Raw genomic sequence first — 18,801 nt, forward strand, 5'->3', positions numbered from 1 at the left:
TTTATGATAATTCTACAGTCGGATTTAAATTCTCTTATTAGAATTGTATCCCGCACAACCCGCCCGCCCATTAATTCCATTGACATCATAAAAACACACGCCGATCCGGGTCGGCACCGACGAATCAGACTGTCGCCGAGCCCTCGTTGCGCCGCTTCACGGCTTCGGTGAAATCGCGCTTGAGTGTCGGGTAGTACGCGATCTGGCCCTGCAGCCCACCGGCGATATCGATCGAGGCCGCGCTGATGAAGCTGGCGTATTCGCTGGCGAGGAACAGCGCCATGCCTGCCACGTCTTCCGGCTTGCCGAAACGCCCGATCGGCACCACCTTGAGGACCATCTCGTTGAACTCCTCACGGGAGACTCCGGGGCCGACCTCCCTGAAATGGCGCTCCCACTGGCCGGTGTCGATCCAACCCATGTTCAGCGAGTTGACGAGGATGTTTTCCTTCGCGAGCGACATCCCGAGGGACTTGGAGAGCGCGAGGCAGGACGCACGATTGATGACCGACGGGATGCCGTCCGGCGTCGGGATCGCACCGGCCAGCGCGTTGATCTCGATGATGCGACCCCAGCGTTGCCGGCGCATGTACGGGACCACCGCCTGCACGAAGCGGAAGTGCCCCATCTGCAGAATGTTGGCGTGCTCGAGGATCGCCTCGGGGGTGAGCGTGTCCAGATTCCCCCCCCGCCCCTGGCCGGCATTGTTGACGAGGACATCGACCCCGCCCCAGCTCTCGGCGACCTCATCCACGAAGGCCTTCACACCCGGCGTGTCGGTCACATCCACCGCGTGCGCGATGACCGCCCGGGCCTGCTGTGCAAGCTCCCTGCCAGTCTCTTCGACCGCTTCGGGAGTGCGTGCGCAGATCGCAACGCGCGCACCTTCCGCGGCGAAGGCACGCGCGATCGCACGCCCGATGCCGCGTGAGGCGCCGGTTACGATTACGCGCCGGTTGCTAAGGTCGATGTTCATGTCGTGTCTCCTGTCGTTTGCCTGCCGCGGCGCCCGCTTACATGCGCTCGATGATCGTCGCGGTGCCCATGCCGCCCGCGCAGCAGATCGCCTGCAGGCCGTAGCGCGCGTCACGCCGTTCCAGTTCGTGCAGCAGCGAGGTCATGATGCGCGAGCCGCTTCCGCCGAGCGGATGCCCGAGGGCGATCGCTCCGCCATTGACGTTGAGCCGGTCATGCGACACACCGAGCTCCTTCATCCATACCATCGGCACCGGCGCGAACGCCTCGTTGACCTCGAACAGATCAATGCCCTCGACATTCAACCCGGCCTGGGCGAGCACCTTCCGGGTTGCGGCAATCGGCCCGGTCAGCATCAGCGTCGGGTCGGAGCCGACCGTGGTGAAGGCGCGGATGCGCGCACGGGGTTTGACGCCGAGCCGGTCGACCGCCTCTGCGGACATCAGCAGCAGCACCGCGGCACCGTCGGAAATCTGCGACGAATTGCCGGCGGTCATCTTGCCGTTGTCGCGAAAGCTGGTCTTCAACGTGGCAAGCTTCTCGGCACTGGTGCCGGGGCGAATCGTTTCGTCAGCGGCGAAGACTTCCGGCGCGGGCTCGACGTAGTCCCGATCCTTGAGCGCGGCGACAGGCACCGGCGCGATCTCCTTGCGGAAATATCCCGCTTCGGCCGCGGCTGCGGCGCGGCGGTGACTCTCCACCGCGAAGGCGTCGAGTTGGGCGCGGGTCAATTCCCATTTGTCAGCGACCCGTTCGGCCGCCTCACCCTGGCTGGTCAGCTCGTAGCGCTCGGAAGCCAGCCAGCCGAAGGGATCGCCGTAGATTTCGCGGTTGCCGCCCATGCGCACGCGGCTCATGTTCTCGGCACCGCCCGCCACGACGACCTGCGCCGATCCGGCGGCGATCAGTCCTGCGGCGACGTGTACCGCGGCCTCACCGGAGCCGCACTTGCGGTCGATCGTGAGGCCGGGAATCGTATCCGGCCAGCCGGCCCCCAGCAGGGAGGTGCGCGCAATGTTCGCGGATTGCTCGCCGACCTGAGTGACGCAGCCGAAGATGACGTCGTCCACCTCGCCCGCCGAGATGCCCGCGCGCTCGACCACGGCGTTGAGGACGTGGGCGCCGAGGTGGTCCGCGCGTACGCCGGCCAGACTCCCCCGGTACTTGCCGACCGGCGTGCGGACGGCCTCGACTATGAAGACATCGCTCATAGATTGCTCGCCTTCAGGCCCGAGCCCGGAACGCGCTGGCCAGTCTCGTCATACTTGTATACTCCGTGCCCGGTCTTGCGCCCGTAGCGGCCGGCCGCCACCATCTTGATGATCAGCGGGCAGGGACGGAACTTCTCGCCGAGCGTCGAATGGAGGTAGCGCAGCACCGACAGGCGCGTATCCCAACCGGTCAGGTCACCCAGCTCGAGCGGCCCCATCGGGTGGTTGAAACCCATCCGCAGCGCGGTGTCGATGTCCTCGGCGCTGGCAGTGCCTTCCTGCAGCATCCACATCGCTTCGTTCCCCAGCATCGCGGACATGCGGCTGGTCGTCAGGCCGGGGGACTCATTCACCAGGATCGAGGTCTTGCCGATCGCGTCGCACCATTCGCGGCTTGTCGCGACGGTGGCTTCGTCGGTCGCGATACCGAGCACCAGCTCGACGAGCTTCATCTTGTGCACCGGGTTGAAAAAGTGCATGCCGATGACGCGCTCGGGACACGGCACCGACGCTGCAATCTCGGTGACGCTGAGCGCCGATGTGTTGGTCGCGATCACCGCGTTCGCGGCCAGTACGGGAACCGCCTCGCCCAACACCGCCTTCTTGACCGCGAGATTCTCCGAGACGGTCTCGACCAGGAGGTGAGCCCCCTCGGCAGCCTGTTTCAATGAGGTATTCGTGGAAAGCCGCGCCTTGGCGGCGTCGGCCACATCCACGACGAGCTTTCCGAGCTTCACGCCACCATCGAGGATGCCGTGAATGCTCTTCTCCGCCTTGGCGAGTGCGTCGGCGCTGGTATCCACCAGTTGCGTCGCGAAGCCGCTGCTCGCGAACGCATGGGCGATGCCGGTGCCCATCAGACCGGCGCCGACCACCACAACCTTGTGATTCTTGTCGAGCATTTGTCTTGCCTCCTTGCTCAGACGCCGGATTTGGGCCCGACGATGTTCGTGATCGTCCCGATCCCCTCGATTCCGGCTTCGACGACGTCGCCGGGATTGAGGAATCGGCCTGTACCCTGGCCCACGCCGGCCGGCGATCCGGTAAACAGGATGTCGCCGGGCGCGAAACTGGAACGCTCTTCGACGAACTTCACCAGTTGCGCGACGTTCCACGTCATCTCGCCGGTATTGCCGTCCTGGCGCGTCTCGCCGTTCACCTTCAGGGTCAGTCGCAGTTTCGGGCTCCCCTCCGGGAACTCGTCGCGCGTCACAATCCACGGACCCACTCCGGTGCTGCGGTCCTGGCTTTTCGCCGCGAAGAGATCCATGCCGATGCCGGCCGGACCGCTGCGCTGCAGGTCGCGCGCCGATACATCGTTGCCCACGGCATAGCCGAGAACGCTGGCGAGCGGGTCTTCCGGGTCGACCGGCACCTCCCCCACGATGACGACGAGTTCGACCTCATGATCGAGTTCGTTCGTCAGCGGCGGATAGCGGATCGGATCATTGGCACCGATCAGGGCGCCGTAGGCCTTGAGGAAGGCGATCGGCTGCGGGGGAGACTTCAGGCCGAAGTCGTCGGCCAAATGCTTCGCGTAATTCGCGCCCGCGATGACGACCCGATTGACCGGCTCGATCGGCGGCAGCAGACGCACCGAATCCAGCGGCCGGGCATCGCCGCCGGGCTTCAGCACCGAATGGGCTGCTCCGCCCTGCCCCGCGGCAATCGCGCGGGTCAGCGCCGGTCCCCAATCCGCGAAGCTGCCGACGATCGGTGTGACCGTGCGGGCTTCGGCATTGACGACGGCCCAGAATGGCGCGCCGCCATCACTGCAGCGCGCGAGTTTCATGCCGCCACCTCGGCCTTTGCGACGGCGCCCACTTTCGCCGGATCGAGGTGGAGCAGTTCGCAGGCATTCCTCCAGCGGATCTTCTGCAGATCCTCCTCCGAAAGGCGCAGGCCCTCGGTGAGGTCGTGACGCACCGCATCACTGCCTCCGAAATTCGAACCGTAGAGGATGCGGTCGGCGCCGATGACGTCGATCAGTGCCTGACGCATCGGCAGCTCGTGCAGCTCCACGTCGAACCAGAAGTTGCGCATGTACTCCAGCACAGGCTTCTTGTTGTGGTACGTGTCGAGGTTGGGGTTGGTCTGCGCCAGGCGGCCGAGCTGATAAGGCACATAGCCACCACCGTGCGTGATGTAGACCTTGAGCTTGGGGAAGCGGTCGAACACACCACCGTTCACCAGGTACCAGAAGGCCTTGGTCTCGTCGTAGTTCATGCCGACGATGGCCGTGGTTTCGTAGCGGTCGGTATTGGCCTTCTTGCCCCACGTCACCGACTGGTTGTAGCCATGCACGAACATCGGCAGGTCGAGGTCGCACAGGGCCTCCCACACGGGATCCATCTCAGGCGAATCGAACTCCAGGCCGCCGAAATTCGACCCCCCCGCACCCAGACCCTTTGCGCCCAGTTGGGTGCACGCGCGGCGAATTTCCTTGGCTGCCTCCTTCGGATCCTGCAGGGGCGCCTGCGCCCAGAACATCAGTCGGTCGGACGCCGCCGAGCAGTACTCGGCGAGCACGTCGTTGACCTTGCGCGAGAACGGTATCGCGTAGTCGAGCTCCGTCCAGTACATGTAGCAATGCGAAGGCACCGAGACGACCTGGGCATTTTGGCCGGCTGCATCCATCCCCGCAAGGCGCGTCTTGGGGTCGCGCCAACGGCTCATGTAGTCCTGCACGTTCAGGGCATTGCCCTCGGCCTTCGCCTTGCGCAAGGCGGCTTTTCGCTCGGGCGCGCCGAGCGTGAGGATCCAGTCGCCGACGCGAAGCTTGATGTCGCCGTCGGGCTGCGATTCGAAAGCCGGCCCCCAATAGGGGTGCTGGTCGTAGTAATCCGGATGGGGGGCGTGGGCGTGGAGGTCGATGAGCATGTGGTGTCTCCCAGTGCAGGTTGGTGGAACCTGCCGAGTGCCGCAATCGCGGACGGGAGCATCGATGCGCCGGGCGGACCTCGCCTGGCTATCGGGGATTTGTCTCCTGCCTGCGACACTCGACCGGTGTCTTTGCAACGATGAGATTCATCATGCCAAACATAAACAGATTTTGCAAATCTGTTTATGTTTTTTCTTTCTCGCGGCGCCGAGAGGCCGTGGAACGTGCCGGCGCAGGCACCTCGACAGCCTCATCGCCCTTGGTGGCAGGAAAACCGATCAGCGAGCGCACGAGACGCTCGATGCGCGCCGTGCCTTCGGTTACGCGCTCATTGGGGACGAGCTGTTCGCTCAATACGTAGCGGATCAGCATTTCGCACACGAGCTCGCGATCGATGCTGATGCCGAGACGCCCATCCCACGCGTCGAACACGGCCCTGAGGACGTCCTGCAAGCGCACGCGCGCGTCGTTGAAGACGCGGCGAAAAAAACTCATCGCATAATCGGGCGCCACCACCAGCAGACGCCGCGCCTGTCCGTGCGCCGCGTAGTGCTCCAGGTAACCGATCAGGGCGCGAAATTTCTCGTCGGGGTCGTCGTAAGGGGCGGTCACTTCCTGCATCGCCCTGTGAAAACCCTCGCGTTTGTGGCGCGAAAACGCATCGAGCAGGTCGTCCTGCGACGAGAAATAGCGGTAGAACGTGCCCCGCGAGACACCTGCGTCGTCGCACACGTCGATAATCGAAATGCGCTCGGCACCTCCCTGGAGGATGATCCTTTCCGTCGATGCCAGAATTCGTGCAATGGTCGCGTCCGAGCGGCGATTGCGCCGAGCGGACTCCATTACCGGTCCGTCTTCAGCGACTGTCTCGGCTTCGTCGTTCATGCGTGTGCCTTGGGAATGGACGGACCGCGGGGCGAACCGCAGGGCCCATCAGACCTTCGATTCAGTATTCGCGCACCGGCACATCCGCCGGACGCGAGTTGTAGCCGGGCAAGTGCAGCCCGCCGTCGACATGCAGCATTTCGCCGGTGACATAGCGGGACATGTCCGATGCGAGAAAGACCACAACGGGGCCGATGTCGAGTTCCGGATCGCCGCACCGGCCGAGGGGGCGCATCGCGGCAGAGCGTTCGGCGAAACCGGGGTTCTCCGCGGCCAGCTTGTGGAAGGTCGCTCCCATTGCCGTCGGGGCGACGGCATTCACCGTAATGTTGAAGCGTCCCCATTCCGCCGCCGCACTGCGCGTGAGGCCGACGATGCCTCCCTTCGCCGTGTTGTAGTCGGCATGCAGCCACGCGCCGATCTCGACGTCGATCGAGTAGAAATTGACGATCTTCCCGCCCCCGCGCGCCCGCATGTGCGGCAGCGATGCCTGCATCGCCCACCACGACGCCTTGATCGTCGAGGTCAGCGTCTGCTCGAGCATTTCGTCCGTCTTGTCTTCGAGGCGCACGTTCGGCGTCGGCACGAAGGCGTTGTTCACGAGGATGTCCAGCCCGCCGAAATGGGCCACTGCCGCCTCGATCGCTCCCGTCACGGACGCCTTCTGCATCACGTCGGTACGCACGAACAGCGCCCGCCCGCCCAACTCCTCGATCTCGCGCGCCACCTGGGCTCCAGTCTCTTCGTTGATCTCCGCGATCACCACGGCAGCCCCCTCGCGCGCGAAGCTGTGCGCCACGCCGCGCCCGATGCCGCCGCCGGCCCCGGTAATCAACGCAACCTTGTCCTTCAGCAAGCCCATTTTCGTCTCCTGGCGTTTTTAAACACTATTTTTGTTATTGTACACATTCAGAAGAAAGAAACACTCCCCAAACGGAAGCCATTGCAATGCCCTCCTTTTGCCGACGGATCCAGCTTGAAGGCCGCCAGACCAGCCATGAGGGCGAAGTCCGTGCCGTCCTCGAAGACGACTTTCACCATTTCCGCGTCGCGCTGCGTCATCGCCTCGGCCGCGTGATCGAAATCTCCGCCGAGGCTCCGCGACATCCGTTCACCGAGTGCCCGAATGCCGCCGCACCGCTGAACGCACTACGCGGCATGCAACTGGACCCGATCGCCAGCGCAGTAACCCGCCATACCGACGCCAGCCTGCAGTGCACGCATATGTTCGACCTCGCCGGCCTCGCGATCGCCGCAGCGGCGAGGGGGATCTCCCATCGCCGCTTCGACATCGAAGTTCCCCGTCATGTCGACGGCCGTTCGCACGCCCGTCTGGTCCGTGACGACGGTTTGCGGCTCGACTGGGAAGTGCAGGACCGTACGATCGTGTCCCCCTCGCCCTATGCCGGCGTCGACATGCGCCAGGGCATGGCGCGCTGGGCGCTCAGCAGTCTCGCGGCCGACGAGGCGGAAGCGGCCCTCGTGCTGCGCCGCTGTGCGCTGATCGCGCTCGGACGTCTGCGGGACATCGACAAGGACTTGCACGCCCGCCCGAGCGGCCGTTGCTTCGTGCAGCAACCCGAACGCGCGCCCCAGGCGATTCGCATCGTGGGCTCGACCTGGGACTTCACCGCGCATCCTGAACGCCTTTGCCGCGACGACCAGTCTTGGCTCCACGCTTTCGCGGAGTAAGCACGCTCCAGGTGTCGGCGCGAGCGCCATGCGGCGGACGCCGACATGCGATCGCGCCGAGTAGCACACCGGACGATCAGGGCCGGTTGGCCGCTTCCCAGGCTTTCAGATCGAAATCGGGGGCAGCGGCGGCAGCGGGCGTCAACGCCGGGGGGCGTGCGAGGATCTTGCGTGCGAACACGTGGTCGCCGGGGCGGTTGCAGGACTCGACCGCGATCAGCTCCTCCCCGCGGAAGCACAGCACCGAGAGCTGCTGCGCGGCGGCGTCACCCAGCGTCACGTAGTTGTCTGCCCCGATCGACAGACCGGCGATCTGCAGCTTGAGATTGCCCTGGTCGGTCCAGAACCAGGGCAGCGCTGTGTAGGGTGCGGGTTTGCCCACGAGGCGGGCCGCGATGAGCTTGCCTTGGTCGACCGCGTTCTGCACGGACTCCAGGCGCGTGAGATTTTCGCCGTTTTGCACACACGGGAAGGCGGCGACGTCACCCAAGGCGGAGATGTGGGGGTCCGAAGTGAGGAGACTGGAATTAACGCGAATCCCGTTATCGATGTCGAGCCCGGCCTCGAGCGCAAGCTGCACGTTGGGAATCACGCCGATGCCGTAGACGACCAACTCGGCAGGCAGACGTCGTCCGTCCGATGTCGTCACGGCGCTCACCTTCCCGTCCTCGCCTTCCAGCTCCGCCAGCCCGGTACGGAAGTTGAACTTCACGCCACAGCCTTGATGTGCAGCACGGAAGAGCTCCGACATCTGCGGGGACACTGCCCGTGCCATCGGGCGGTCGCCGAGTTCAAGCACTTCGACCGCAGCTCCTTCGGCCGCCGCCACCGCGGCGAACTCCAGACCGATGAAGCCGGCACCGATCACGACGACGTTCCTGGCCTGCTTCACCAGCGGCGACAAGAAATCGGCATCCGCCTTGGTCTTGATGCCGAAGATGCCGCCCAGCGTAGAACCCGGCACGTTGAGCGGCCGATTGTGGGCGCCGGTCGCGAGCACCAGATGGCCGAAGTCGAGCGCACTCCCCGAGTCGAGCATGACACGACGGTTCTGCCGATCGATCGCCGCCACCCGGTCATGGACGAGCTCGATGCGCTGATCGGCGTAGAAGGTCTCCGGCCGGAAGAGCATCGCAGTGGCGTTGATCTTGCCGAGAAGGTAGGCCTTCGACAGGGGCGGCCGTTGGTAAGGCAGACCGGGCTCGTCGTTCACGAGCACGATGCGGCCCCCGAAACCTTCCTGGCGCAGCGAAATCGCCACTTGCACGCCCCCGTGCCCCGCCCCCACGATCACCACTGAATCGAGCGACATCTTCCCGTCTCCTTGTCGTTTTTCAGATCGCCGTCTTCAGAACTGCACAGCCGGCAGCCGCAGCGTGAGGCCGTCCATGTCCGCTCCGACGACCAGCTGGCACGTAAGGCGACTGGTGGGCTGGCGCTCGACGACGTTCTCGAGCATGTCGTATTCGGTGCCTTCGGCGGGTGCAAAACGCCCCGCCCACGCGTCGTCGACGTAGGCATGGCAGCTGGCGCAGGCGCAGGCCCCGCCACAGTCACCGGGAATGCCGGGAACGCCGGCAAAGGTCGCGGCCTGCATGGCCGACTGGCCGACTTCGGCATGCACTTCGTGCCGGGTGCCGTTGTGTTCGATGAAGGTGATCGTGGGCATTTGGTGGCTCCGATGAGAAGGATGAAATCAGGCCCGCTGCGCTTCGGCGTGCAGGGCAAACTGGGGAGTGCGCCCGAGCGTCAGCAGCAATGACGCGCCGAGCAGGGTGGCCACGGTGCAATAGACGAGCATGGCAAAGTAGGTACCGGTGACACTCAGCATCGCTGCAAACATCAGCGGTGCGGCCGCCGACGCTACCGTGATGAGCCCCTGATGCACGCCGAACAACCGGCCGTAGTCCTTCAGACCGAAGTAGCGTGCGATGAGGAAGGCCGCGATGTCGAATTCGGCGCCGGCGCCAAGTCCGACCAGCGCCGCTGCAAGACTCATGACGGCCGGATCGGTGGTTCCCGACAGGAAGATCAGACAACCCACCCCGGGCAGGGAAAGGCTCAAGGCCGCCACGCCGGGCGGCCACAGCCGGTCGAGCAGGTAGCCGACCACCAGGCGACCGCAGATCAGCGCAATGCCGAAGTAACCGAAGACCAGGGTCGCATCCGCCGCCGACAGCCCCTTGTCTCGCAGCATCGGCACGGTACTGGTAACGAGGCCCACCACCGCCGACACGACCAGCGACAACGCCACATTGCAGATCCAGAATCGCGGCAGGAGCATTCCCTCCTGGAAGCTGACGCCGCTCCGCACCAGCGGCGGACCGTCGTCTGCCTTCGCGCCGCTCACGGGACGTTCGCCAGGCAGGCGGAACCACCATAGAGTCAGCGGCAGTCCCACCAGCACATTGAGCAGCGCCAGGATGACGAAGGCGGCTCGCCAGTCCCAGTTCTCGACCCCCCAGCCCAGTAGCCTCGGTACCAGCGCGGCGGTGATACCGGTGCCCGAAAGCCCTATCGCGAGCGCCAGTCCGCGATTGCGGTGGAACCAGAGATTGAGGAGTTGCGTCCAGGTGACCGCCAGCGCACCCATGCCGATGATCGGGAGCAGGAAAAATGCTGCGTAGAGCGACCAGACCGAGCCGCCAATCTGCGTCGTCGCCAGATAGCCGAGCGCCATCAGCAGCAGTGAAATCACTGTCACGCGCTTCATGCCGAAACGCAGGTTGAGCCAGCCGACGAGTTGCAGGCCGAGCACGGCGCCGCCGAACAGAAAGGTGATTGCTGCTTGCAGCGAACCACGGTCCCAACCGAACGCCTGCTCGAGGGGGATCACCAGGACGCCGAAGCCATACAGCAATGCGGCGTTGATGCTGATCGCCACACCGATCACCGACAGAACCACGATCTGCCAGCCCTGCCTGAACTCGGTCAGATCGATCGCCGCGTGATTTCCATTTGATGCCATTTTTCTACTCCGCTCCCCGTCCTGGCTCTCTCTCCAGCCTCGTGCCGAAGGACAGAACGGGCACCGTCCGATCCGTAACCGGACCGGCGGCGCCCGGGTTGCCTAGAGGAAGATCGCGAGGTTCGGCGTGCCCAGCACCGCCTGGTCGAGAATGACTTCGCGACGCACGAGCTTGAATCCCTCGCCATCGACGCGCAGCAGATCGTTGCGCTCGCCGCTGATGACATCCATATCCGGAAAGTCGAAACGGCTGCGTGTCAGCAGCAGATAGCTCACGACCGCGAATTCGTCGGGCCTGTCGGTAGCGAATACCTGCACGTTGCTGACCATGCGGCGGGTGCGTGACGGGGGATCCTCGGCCCACGCGCTACGTGTCTCGGTGAGCCGCATGATGCGCCCCATGATCGAGCGGTAGTTATCATGGTAGTGCTGCACGGTGCGGATAACCGACTGGGCCTGCTGGGACATCGGGCGGGTCTGTCGCAGAGGCACGGTGTAGACCAGGTCGGGCGCAAGCGTCGCGCCCCACTCCTTGAGACGGATCGTGTCGAGCAGGGTCGCTTCCTGGTAGAGGAAGCCGACGACGCGGTTATAGACCTCGGCCCCGACCGGGATCGGGTTTCCGATGACGGGGGCGTTCTCGGCAACTTGTTGTGCGGCGCTCATGTGTCGCTCCTTCGAAGGTGTTGGGTCGGACCGGACGGCTCAGGCCTTGGCGTTCATCAGTTCGTTCCAGTACAGCCACCAGTGCCACTGGGTGTCGTCCTTGGTGAACCCTTCATTGACAATGCCCGGCCCGGGCCAGCCGGCAGGGGCGCCGGTCTCGTACACCGCCTGGTACTTGAGGGTCGAGCGACGCCCGCGCGCGCCCTTGGCGGCGAGGGTCATGTGGGGCCAGGTATCGGAGTCGTCCTGCTCGACCATGCCCGAGGTGCCGAACAACTGGATGCTCTGCATCAGCATCCTGTCCTTGAGCTCCTGCGGGGCATCCTTCTCAGCGAGCACCCAGTTCACGAACTCGAGTTGATCCGGCCCCTTCGGCACGTAGGCGTGCAGCAGCGTGAGGCCGAGCACGGAGCCGTCGGCCTGCGGGATATACACGAACGCGAATAGCACGTTGGGGAAAATCCCGCCCACCTGCGGCGGCATCGACACCATCACTTCGAGCTGCTCTTCGCTCAGGTGCTTCCTGAGCTGAGGCAACATTTCACGCGTCATCCCCGGCGGCGGCAGTGCTTCGAGTTTCTGATCCACCGTCAGCTCCGCCGGATCAAGGCCGGAGAGCTTCTTGATTTTGCGTCCGAGGTCGATGCAGCGCAGCGCATGGCCATGCGGCGAGCTCACCTCGACGCCGTACATCTCGGGCGACAGGTCCGCGCTGCCGCCGTCGCCACTCTTGGAGTAGTTGCCGACCTCACCCAGCCAGCGGTGCAGGGTCAGCGTGTGGTAGCCGTCGGCGGCGGACTGTTCGCCCGCGGCTTTCCAGTTCGCGCGCACGATGAAACGCTGCGGCGGGCCGAGCACTTCGAGCCCCTTGTCGCTGCGCTCGAACAGGGTGTCGAAGTACCATTTCGCATCACCGAGGAATTCTTCGAACGACGGTCCCTCCAAGTCCCAGGTCGCGAAAATGATGCCGCCGTAGAGCGTCACCCGCGCCTGCGGCAGGCCCAGCTCCTCCTTCGGCATCATCTTGCCGTGCATGCACTCCTTCTCGACAGGCGCTCCTATGAACTCGCCGCTCGGCTTGAATGCCCACCCGTGGTAGATGCACTTGTGAATCTGGGTATTGCCCGCGTCGACCGTCGAGATGCGCATGCCGCGGTGGGGACACACGTTAAGCGAGACGTGGATGTTCCCGTCCTTCGCACGCGCGACGATGACCGAATCCGACCCCATGTCGCGCACGACGAAATCGCCCGAGTTGGGCACTTCGGATTCGTGCCCGAGCAGCAGCCAGGTCTTGCCGAAGACGCGATCCATCTCCAGCTGATAGATCTCCGGATCCGACAGGGCCCGCATCTGGACTTCCCGCGTCGGGACGCGAACCAGATCGGACAGCGGCGTACCGTCCGCCAACGTGTAGCTTGCCTTGGTCAACATTGTCATCTCCTGTGGAGTGAAGCCGTCCGTAAGGACGATCCTCGTTCGATGGGCCTGACGGCCACTTCTTGTGGGTTGTTCAATTGCTCGGGCACCGGTGTTCGGCACCCTGTATTTCGGTAGCCGTTGCCCACCGTCTAACGTCCTTATTGCGAAGGACTGCGTCTTCCCGTCACGGCTTCGTCACGCGCGTGCGCAACGTGCCGATCGCCTCGATCTCGAGTTCGACGACGTCGCCCGGTTTGAGATAGCGCAGCTGCTCGAGTCCGCAGCCGTTGCCGACCGTGCCCGAGCCCAGCACTTCGCCCGGATAGAGCGTTTCCGAGCGGGAGATGTGCGCGATCACGTCCTCGAAGGTCCAGCGCATGTCGCGCGTGGTGCCACGCCCCCATTCCTCGCCATTCACGCGCGCGATCATCTGCAGGTCGTAAGGATCGGGTATCTCGTCCGCAGTGACGAGGCAAGGCCCCATCACGTTACCGGTGTCGAAGTCCTTGCTCTTCGCCGGGCCGAGCATGCCGGGCATCTCGAGGGCCTGCGCATCGCGGGCGCTCATGTCGTTGAAGATCGTGTAGCCAACGATGTAATCGCGCGCCTTGTCGCGCGGCACGTCCTTCCCCTTGCGGCCGATGTAGCAGGCCAGCTCGAGTTCGAAGTCCATCGCCTTGCTGTACGCCGGCCACACGACATCGTCGTCGGGACCGATCACCGCGAAGCGATTGCACTTGTAATAGATCGGCTGGCGATTGAAGGTCTCGATGACGCGCTCGTCGGCGCGCGTGTTCATCTGCCGCAGCGCCTCCTCGGGGTCGGGCAAGTGCGCCACGCGCGCGCGCCGCGCAGCAGCGAAGCTCTGTCGCAGATGCAGCTCGAAACAGGAGCAGTCGCGCATCTGCGGCGGCGGCTGGATGGGGGCGCACAGCTTCACGCCCTCACGCGCGATGACCGCCGCCGACGGAGCTTTCCGGACCAGGACGCGTGCCGCTGCAAGAGCCTCTTCACCGGCCTCGACCAAACCCAGCACGCTCGCGAAGGTGGGGGACCCATGGCCGTTGGCGACTTCGCAAGCCGTGGCGAGGTCGAGGATCGCCGAATCCGATTCGATCAGCGCGCCGGCACGCTGAAAGCCGTGAGAGTCACGATATGTGACGAGTCGCATCTATTGTCTCCTGTCGGGGACTCGTCCCGCTCGATGCGGGCGAATCCTCTCTTCTTCGAGTTCTGCCCCTCCCCCATGGGAGAGGCGCTGGCGGTTGCTACACCCGGCCGCTCACCGGCACGCAGGCTCCGGTGACGGCCGAGGCGTCATCCGAGAGCAGGAAAGCGATCACCGCGGCGAGCTTGTCCGGCGCCACCCAGCGGCTGGCATCGGCGTCCGGCATGTCGGCGCGGTTGGCGGGGGTGTCGATGATGCTCGGCAACACCGCATTCACGGTGACGCCACGGTCCTTGAGCTCTTCGGCAAGTGATTCGGTCAACCGCGCGACGCCGGACTTCGATGCGGCATACGCCGCCATCCCCATTCCGGCCTTCTGCGCGGCCAGTGCGCCGACATTCACGATGCGCCCCGCCCCGCGCGCCAGCAGATGCGGCAGAGCCGCCCGGCAACTCGCTACGGCGGTACGCACATTCATCGTGTACAGGCGATCCCAGGTCTCGAGCGCTCCGCCTTCGATCGGCTCCCACGCGAAGCCACCGGCCACATTCACCACGCCGTCGATGCCACCAGCAGCCACACGCACGCGCGCATAGGCTGCCGCGCAGGCCGCTTCGTCGCTCAGGTCGACCCCGCCGAGCACAACCGCGACGCCTGCAGGCAGGCCGCCAGCGGGCGCCGCCGCACGGTCCACAAGCGTGACGTGCGCACCGTCTTCCACGAGGCGCTGCGCCACCGCGCGGCCAAGCGCGCCGAATCCACCGGTTACGACGATACTTCTAGCTTCGAGTCGAGTACTCATGGGATCAGAGTTCCTTGTATGGCCTCCGCGTCGTTGCACGCTGGCAGGCAGGTCCTTGCGACAAACTTTAGACAGATTTTGCACTTCTGTCTATATGTGCATGTAGAATCCCGCTTGACCGATCGTCAAATCGTCGAGAGCGCGCAGACCATGACCCGAAAACTCCCCCTCCTCACCGAGGACAACTCCCCGTTCTGGCAGGGCGGCGCGCAGGGGCGCCTCCTCATACATCATTGCGCGGACTGCACGCGCTTCTTTCATCCGCCCGCCCCGATCTGCCCGCACTGCGGCAGTTTCGAGGTGGCACCGCGGGCGGTCTCCGGCGAGGGCAAGGTCCTGAGCTACACGATCAATCACCAGGCATGGCGCCCCGACCTCACCGAGCCTTATGTGGTGGCGATCGTCGAACTCGCGGAACAGGCCGGCCTGCGCTTCGTCACGAATATCGTGGGACTTCCCGCCGAGGCGGTGCATATCGACATGCCCGTCAGGGTGCGCTTCGAGCAGCACGAGGACGTGTGGCTCCCCCTCTTCGAGAAGGACGCATGATGTTCGACCGAATCTTTGAAAAAGACGTCGCCATCACCGGTGTCGGCCAGTCCGCGGTAGGACGCCCGGTTGCCCGATCGGGCATGCGACTCACGCTGGACGCTTGCCTCGAAGCCATCGCCGACGCCGGACTCACGCGCGCGGACATCGACGGCGTGGCGTGCTGGCCGGGCGACAACAACAATGGCGATGCCTTCTCGCCCGTCGGCCCCAACGCGCTGATCGGCACCCTCGGCCTCCAGGTCAACTGGTACGGTGGGGGCTACGAAGGCCCCGGACCGCTCGCAGGCATCATCAACGGCGCGATGGCGATCGCATCCGGCCTGTGCCGCCACGTGCTGGTCTTCCGCACCATCACGGAAGCGAGCCGCCGCAAGGTCGACAAGAATGCCAGCGCCCTGACGAACAAGACGATCGGACGCGACAGCAGCTTCTTCTGGCAGTGGTACACGCCATTCAATGTGCTCTCCGCGATCAACCTCATGGCGCTCTACACCCAGCGCCACTTTCACGAATACGGCACGACGCCCGAACAACTCGCTCAGATCGCCCTCACCTGTCGCACCAACGCCGCGCTGAACCCCAAGGCGATCTACCGGACGCCGCTCTCGCTCGATGACTACTTCGCCTCGCGCATGATCTCGACTCCACTGCGCATGCTCGACTGCGACGTCCATTGCGACGCCTCGACCGCGATCATCCTTTCGCGTGCCGACGTCGCCGGGGACGGGCCAAATCCACCAATCCGCCTCGAAGCGATCGGTGCCGCACTGCACCAGCCCTGGTCCTGGGACCAGATCGACCTCACCGCGACTGCCGCGCGCGATGTCGGCGAAATGATGTGGGCGCGCACCGATCTCAAGCCCAAGGACGTCGGCTCGGCCCAGCTCTACGATGGATTCTCGATCCTCACGATGATCTGGCTCGAAGCACTCGGGCTATGCCCGCGCGGCGAAAGCGGCCGCTTCGTCGAAGGTGGCCACCGCATCGCCCGCGACGGCCAGTTGCCGATCAATACCAACGGCGGCCAGCTCTCCGGTGGGCGCACGCACGGTCTGGGCTACGTTCATGAAGCCTGCTCGCAGCTGTGGGGACGCGCGGGCGAACGACAGATCGCGCCCCATCACGTTTCAGTGGTTGCGGCAGGCGGTGGACCGCTGGGCGGCAGTGTGCTGCTGGTCCGTGACTGAGCCCGGCCACGGTCGCAGGCGGATTCCTTCACAATCAGATTTACTGTCCAATTTCCGACTATTCGGAGGGGAGCATGGCGATAAGAACACTCGCGCTGGGACTGTTCATTCTTGCGAGCACCTGGCTGCCGCCGGCAAGCGCGGCCGAAGCGGTTTCGGGTAGCCCGGTGTCCGCACCGGATTCCGCCACGCGCGCGCAGGCATTGCTGGAGAAGGCCACCGCCCGACTTCGTGCCGTCGGCGACCGGGCACTGGCGGAATTCGGCCGGCAGGGCGACTTCATCGACCGTGAGCTCTATGTGTACGTGCTCGACATGGACGGCACCATGCTGACGAGCGGGGGCTCGTCCACGACCCTGATCGGCCGCAAGGTCTCCGAGATGCGCGACGCCAGCGGAAAGGCTTTCTTCGCGGAGATGCTGAACAAGGCGCGTACCGATGGCCGCGGCGAAGCCGAGTACCGCTGGGTCAACTGGACCGACAACACTGTTCAGCGCAAGCATGCGTTCTTCGAGAAGGTCGGCGAACGAGTGGTCGCGGTCGGTTACTACATCAGCCGCTCGTCCCCGGACCAGGCGCAGGCCTTCCTCGAACAGGCCGTTGCGGCGATGAAGGCCGCGCCCGCCAGCGCAATTGCCGAATTCAACCGCATCGAGGGCCGCTTCGTGCGGGACGATCTCTACGTGTTCGTAATCGACCGGAAAACGGGACGCTTCGTCGCCCACGGCACGATGCCGCGCCTGGTCGGCTCCAACGGCCGGGACCTGTACGACCAGGCCGGCACGCCCATCGTTCGCAAGATGCTGGAGCAGACCGCGAACCGACCGCGAGGCGAACTCGACTACCTGTGGAAAAACCCGGTCACGAAAAGAACAGAGGAAAAGCACACGCTGTTCGAAGTCGTCGGCAACCACATCGTCGCGGTGGGCTACTTCAAACCCTGAGGGCCATTTCCCCTTGTCCTAAGCGCGCCCGGCTGTCGCCTTTTCGTCGTCGCCGTAGTATTCTGCGGACAGAATTTAATTCTAATACGCAAACACAAAACCGTTTTGCGTGCAGATTCTCCGGCTCACGGATGGACACCCTTCCTAAGGCGCCTCGCCTAGGGCGCACGCGAGGAAGACGTCTCCCGCTTGCCGACCGGGACCCTGCACGACGGACGGAGGAGACAAGGGATGGACACCACACAAGAGGATGAAACCGAGGGCCGGTCTTCAAGCGGGGTCACCGTCAAGCCTGTCGTCAATGCGGTGCGGATCCTGCGCTTTCTGACGGAGACCGACACCCCGGAGCGCGCGGCGGACATCGCCCGGCAGTTGTCGATCAACCCCAGTACCTGCTTCAACATCCTACGCACACTGGCCGCCGAGGACATGGTTGCTTTCGATCCCGCGTCGAAGACCTATTCGCCCGGCCTGGGGCTCGCCAAACTCGTAGGACACCTCGTAACACAAGGCCAGCGGCTCGATATCGCGCGCCCACTCCTGCAACAATTCGCCGCCCGCTTCCATGTCACGGTCACCCTGTGGCGCCAGATGGGATACGACCGCATCGTGCTGGTGAGTTCCGAGGCAAGCCCGAGCGATCTGCGCATCGACATGGCGATCGGTCAGCGCCTGCCCATCTTCATGGGCGCCAGCGGCAGACTGTTCGCGGCGGAGGTGGATCTCGACCCGACCGCGATGCGCGCCGCATTCGAGAAGATCCGCTGGGCCCGACCGCTGGAGTTCGACGAGTACTGCCAGCAGGTGCAGTTCGCCAGGGAACACCAGTGGGCGATCGATGACGGCTACTTTTCCGCCGGCATCATGGCTATCGCGGCCCCCGTGCGCGATCGCGCCGGTGCCATTGCCTTTGCCGTATCGGCGGTGATGTTCCGGGGCCAGTACATCGGGGCCGACGCGGACAAGCTCGGGGGCGAGGTGCGCAAACTCGCGGACAAGCTGTCGAACCTGTTGTTTTGAGGGTCGTCGCGAGGGCTGCCGGCGGTCATTGAACAACCCTTTTTGCGGCCCCGCGACACGCCCCGCAAAAATAGTGACACTTTTTCGTTTTCTGTGCATAATCATCTCGCAGGCCTCGATGGCCCCGAGCAGATGAGGAGACACGCCATGAGCGAACAGAACGAAAAACTTCACAAGGTTATTGTCGATCGCAGCCGCTGCTGCGGTTACGGATTGTGCGCGGCCCTGTGCCCCGACGTGTACAAGCTGGACGGCGACGGCATCGTCTATCTCGACAGCGAGTTCGTCCCCGCCGGCCAGGAAGAGGCCGCGATCGAGGGGGCTGCCGCCTGCCCCGCCGAGGCGATCCGTGTCGAAGCACCGAGCGCCTGAGCTCTTCGCCGGACTGGTAGCGCGAAAAGCGCTGGAACCGCCCACTTCGCGGAGAT

Annotated in this window: 20 protein-coding genes; 6 read left to right on the plus strand and 14 right to left on the minus strand. The window is 64.6% G+C overall.

The window, feature by feature from the left end:
• Positions 1–124: 124 nt before the first annotated feature.
• From GH664_RS18180 to GH664_RS18210, 7 genes are all read right to left on the minus strand, one after another.
• Entirely contained in the window at positions 125–976 is an 852-nt protein-coding gene (locus GH664_RS18180) for an SDR family oxidoreductase (RefSeq protein ID WP_153169505.1), read from the minus strand.
• A 37-nt stretch (positions 977–1,013) separates the two neighbouring features.
• A complete protein-coding gene (locus GH664_RS18185; RefSeq protein ID WP_153169506.1) occupies positions 1,014–2,186 on the minus strand; it encodes a thiolase family protein in 1,173 nt (390 codons plus the stop codon).
• Positions 2,183–3,088, minus strand: coding sequence for a 3-hydroxyacyl-CoA dehydrogenase (locus tag GH664_RS18190; protein WP_153169507.1), 906 nt, complete (start codon positions 3,086–3,088; stop codon positions 2,183–2,185). Before GH664_RS18190 ends, GH664_RS18185 begins: the two co-directional genes overlap by 4 nt.
• 17 nt (positions 3,089–3,105) lie before the next feature.
• Positions 3,106–3,978, minus strand: a complete 873-nt coding sequence (locus GH664_RS18195; RefSeq protein WP_153169508.1) for a fumarylacetoacetate hydrolase family protein — start codon at positions 3,976–3,978, stop codon at positions 3,106–3,108.
• Positions 3,975–5,066 (minus strand): amidohydrolase family protein, encoded by a 1,092-nt coding sequence (locus tag GH664_RS18200; protein WP_153169509.1) that lies wholly within the window; start codon positions 5,064–5,066, stop codon positions 3,975–3,977. Before GH664_RS18200 ends, GH664_RS18195 begins: the two co-directional genes overlap by 4 nt.
• 184 nt (positions 5,067–5,250) lie before the next feature.
• On the minus strand, positions 5,251–5,952 hold the full coding sequence (locus GH664_RS18205) for a TetR/AcrR family transcriptional regulator (RefSeq protein ID WP_153169510.1): 702 nt from the start codon (positions 5,950–5,952) through the stop codon (positions 5,251–5,253).
• A 61-nt stretch (positions 5,953–6,013) separates the two neighbouring features.
• Positions 6,014–6,814 (minus strand): SDR family NAD(P)-dependent oxidoreductase, encoded by an 801-nt coding sequence (locus tag GH664_RS18210; protein WP_153169511.1) that lies wholly within the window; start codon positions 6,812–6,814, stop codon positions 6,014–6,016.
• Positions 6,815–6,900: 86 nt separating this feature from the next.
• Here GH664_RS18210 and GH664_RS18215 point away from each other — a divergent pair, with 86 nt between their 5' ends.
• Positions 6,901–7,644 carry a DUF2889 domain-containing protein gene (locus GH664_RS18215; protein WP_153169512.1) on the plus strand — a complete coding sequence of 248 codons (744 nt, stop codon included), beginning with the start codon at positions 6,901–6,903 and terminating at the stop codon, positions 7,642–7,644.
• A gap of 76 nt (positions 7,645–7,720) precedes the next feature.
• Here GH664_RS18215 and GH664_RS18220 read toward each other — a convergent pair whose 3' ends face one another.
• The 7 genes from GH664_RS18220 to GH664_RS18250 all read right to left on the minus strand — a co-directional run bounded on the left by GH664_RS18220 (position 7,721) and on the right by GH664_RS18250 (position 14,670).
• The gene (locus GH664_RS18220) at positions 7,721–8,956 is read right to left on the minus strand and encodes an NAD(P)/FAD-dependent oxidoreductase (RefSeq protein WP_153169513.1); all 1,236 of its coding nucleotides are present in this window, start codon (positions 8,954–8,956) and stop codon (positions 7,721–7,723) included.
• A gap of 36 nt (positions 8,957–8,992) precedes the next feature.
• Positions 8,993–9,313 (minus strand): 2Fe-2S iron-sulfur cluster-binding protein, encoded by a 321-nt coding sequence (locus tag GH664_RS18225; RefSeq protein WP_153169514.1) that lies wholly within the window; start codon positions 9,311–9,313, stop codon positions 8,993–8,995.
• A gap of 27 nt (positions 9,314–9,340) precedes the next feature.
• Positions 9,341–10,612 (minus strand): MFS transporter, encoded by a 1,272-nt coding sequence (locus GH664_RS18230; RefSeq protein ID WP_153169515.1) that lies wholly within the window; start codon positions 10,610–10,612, stop codon positions 9,341–9,343.
• Between the two features lie 102 nt (positions 10,613–10,714).
• A complete protein-coding gene (locus tag GH664_RS18235; protein ID WP_153169516.1) occupies positions 10,715–11,278 on the minus strand; it encodes an aromatic-ring-hydroxylating dioxygenase subunit beta in 564 nt (187 codons plus the stop codon).
• Between the two features lie 39 nt (positions 11,279–11,317).
• On the minus strand, positions 11,318–12,712 hold the full coding sequence (locus GH664_RS18240; protein WP_153169517.1) for an aromatic ring-hydroxylating dioxygenase subunit alpha: 1,395 nt from the start codon (positions 12,710–12,712) through the stop codon (positions 11,318–11,320).
• 172 nt (positions 12,713–12,884) lie between these two features.
• On the minus strand, positions 12,885–13,871 hold the full coding sequence (locus GH664_RS18245) for a fumarylacetoacetate hydrolase family protein (RefSeq protein WP_153169518.1): 987 nt from the start codon (positions 13,869–13,871) through the stop codon (positions 12,885–12,887).
• A 97-nt stretch (positions 13,872–13,968) separates the two neighbouring features.
• Entirely contained in the window at positions 13,969–14,670 is a 702-nt protein-coding gene (locus GH664_RS18250; protein ID WP_153169519.1) for an SDR family NAD(P)-dependent oxidoreductase, read from the minus strand.
• Between the two features lie 114 nt (positions 14,671–14,784).
• On the opposite strand from GH664_RS18250, the gene GH664_RS18255 reads away from it, so the two are divergent.
• From GH664_RS18255 to GH664_RS18275, 5 genes are all read left to right on the plus strand, one after another.
• The gene (locus tag GH664_RS18255; protein WP_228111601.1) at positions 14,785–15,219 is read left to right on the plus strand and encodes a Zn-ribbon domain-containing OB-fold protein; all 435 of its coding nucleotides are present in this window, start codon (positions 14,785–14,787) and stop codon (positions 15,217–15,219) included.
• Entirely contained in the window at positions 15,216–16,409 is a 1,194-nt protein-coding gene (locus GH664_RS18260; protein ID WP_228111602.1) for a thiolase family protein, read from the plus strand. Before GH664_RS18255 ends, GH664_RS18260 begins: the two co-directional genes overlap by 4 nt.
• Before the next feature lie 74 nt (positions 16,410–16,483).
• Complete coding sequence (locus GH664_RS18265) at positions 16,484–17,353, plus strand: cache domain-containing protein (protein ID WP_228111603.1); 870 nt, start codon at positions 16,484–16,486, stop codon at positions 17,351–17,353.
• 231 nt (positions 17,354–17,584) lie between these two features.
• A complete protein-coding gene (locus GH664_RS18270) occupies positions 17,585–18,373 on the plus strand; it encodes an IclR family transcriptional regulator (protein WP_153169520.1) in 789 nt (262 codons plus the stop codon).
• A 147-nt stretch (positions 18,374–18,520) separates the two neighbouring features.
• On the plus strand, positions 18,521–18,745 hold the full coding sequence (locus GH664_RS18275; RefSeq protein WP_153169521.1) for a ferredoxin: 225 nt from the start codon (positions 18,521–18,523) through the stop codon (positions 18,743–18,745).
• Positions 18,746–18,801: the final 56 nt, after the last annotated feature.

It is taken from the genome of Thauera sp. 2A1 (genome assembly GCF_009469595.2).
Taxonomy (GTDB): domain Bacteria; phylum Pseudomonadota; class Gammaproteobacteria; order Burkholderiales; family Rhodocyclaceae; genus Thauera.

Excerpts from the sequence above, each read along its gene's own strand:
- GH664_RS18265 (WP_228111603.1), top strand. The coding sequence starts at position 16,484 with ATGGCGATAAGAACACTCGCGCTGGGACTGTTCATTCTTGCGAGCACC.
- GH664_RS18225 (WP_153169514.1), bottom strand. The coding sequence starts at position 9,313 with ATGCCCACGATCACCTTCATCGAACACAACGGCACCCGGCACGAAGTG.
- GH664_RS18200 (WP_153169509.1), bottom strand. The coding sequence starts at position 5,066 with ATGCTCATCGACCTCCACGCCCACGCCCCCCATCCGGATTACTACGAC.
- GH664_RS18180 (WP_153169505.1), bottom strand. The coding sequence starts at position 976 with ATGAACATCGACCTTAGCAACCGGCGCGTAATCGTAACCGGCGCCTCA.
- GH664_RS18195 (WP_153169508.1), bottom strand. The coding sequence starts at position 3,978 with ATGAAACTCGCGCGCTGCAGTGATGGCGGCGCGCCATTCTGGGCCGTC.
- GH664_RS18260 (WP_228111602.1), top strand. The coding sequence starts at position 15,216 with ATGATGTTCGACCGAATCTTTGAAAAAGACGTCGCCATCACCGGTGTC.
- GH664_RS18210 (WP_153169511.1), bottom strand. The coding sequence starts at position 6,814 with ATGGGCTTGCTGAAGGACAAGGTTGCGTTGATTACCGGGGCCGGCGGC.
- GH664_RS18190 (WP_153169507.1), bottom strand. The coding sequence starts at position 3,088 with ATGCTCGACAAGAATCACAAGGTTGTGGTGGTCGGCGCCGGTCTGATG.
- GH664_RS18270 (WP_153169520.1), top strand. The coding sequence starts at position 17,585 with ATGGACACCACACAAGAGGATGAAACCGAGGGCCGGTCTTCAAGCGGG.
- GH664_RS18250 (WP_153169519.1), bottom strand. The coding sequence starts at position 14,670 with ATGAGTACTCGACTCGAAGCTAGAAGTATCGTCGTAACCGGTGGATTC.
- GH664_RS18275 (WP_153169521.1), top strand. The coding sequence starts at position 18,521 with ATGAGCGAACAGAACGAAAAACTTCACAAGGTTATTGTCGATCGCAGC.
- GH664_RS18245 (WP_153169518.1), bottom strand. The coding sequence starts at position 13,871 with ATGCGACTCGTCACATATCGTGACTCTCACGGCTTTCAGCGTGCCGGC.
- GH664_RS18230 (WP_153169515.1), bottom strand. The coding sequence starts at position 10,612 with ATGGCATCAAATGGAAATCACGCGGCGATCGATCTGACCGAGTTCAGG.
- GH664_RS18185 (WP_153169506.1), bottom strand. The coding sequence starts at position 2,186 with ATGAGCGATGTCTTCATAGTCGAGGCCGTCCGCACGCCGGTCGGCAAG.
- GH664_RS18220 (WP_153169513.1), bottom strand. The coding sequence starts at position 8,956 with ATGTCGCTCGATTCAGTGGTGATCGTGGGGGCGGGGCACGGGGGCGTG.
- GH664_RS18235 (WP_153169516.1), bottom strand. The coding sequence starts at position 11,278 with ATGAGCGCCGCACAACAAGTTGCCGAGAACGCCCCCGTCATCGGAAAC.
- GH664_RS18205 (WP_153169510.1), bottom strand. The coding sequence starts at position 5,952 with ATGAACGACGAAGCCGAGACAGTCGCTGAAGACGGACCGGTAATGGAG.
- GH664_RS18240 (WP_153169517.1), bottom strand. The coding sequence starts at position 12,712 with ATGTTGACCAAGGCAAGCTACACGTTGGCGGACGGTACGCCGCTGTCC.
- GH664_RS18215 (WP_153169512.1), top strand. The coding sequence starts at position 6,901 with ATGCCCTCCTTTTGCCGACGGATCCAGCTTGAAGGCCGCCAGACCAGC.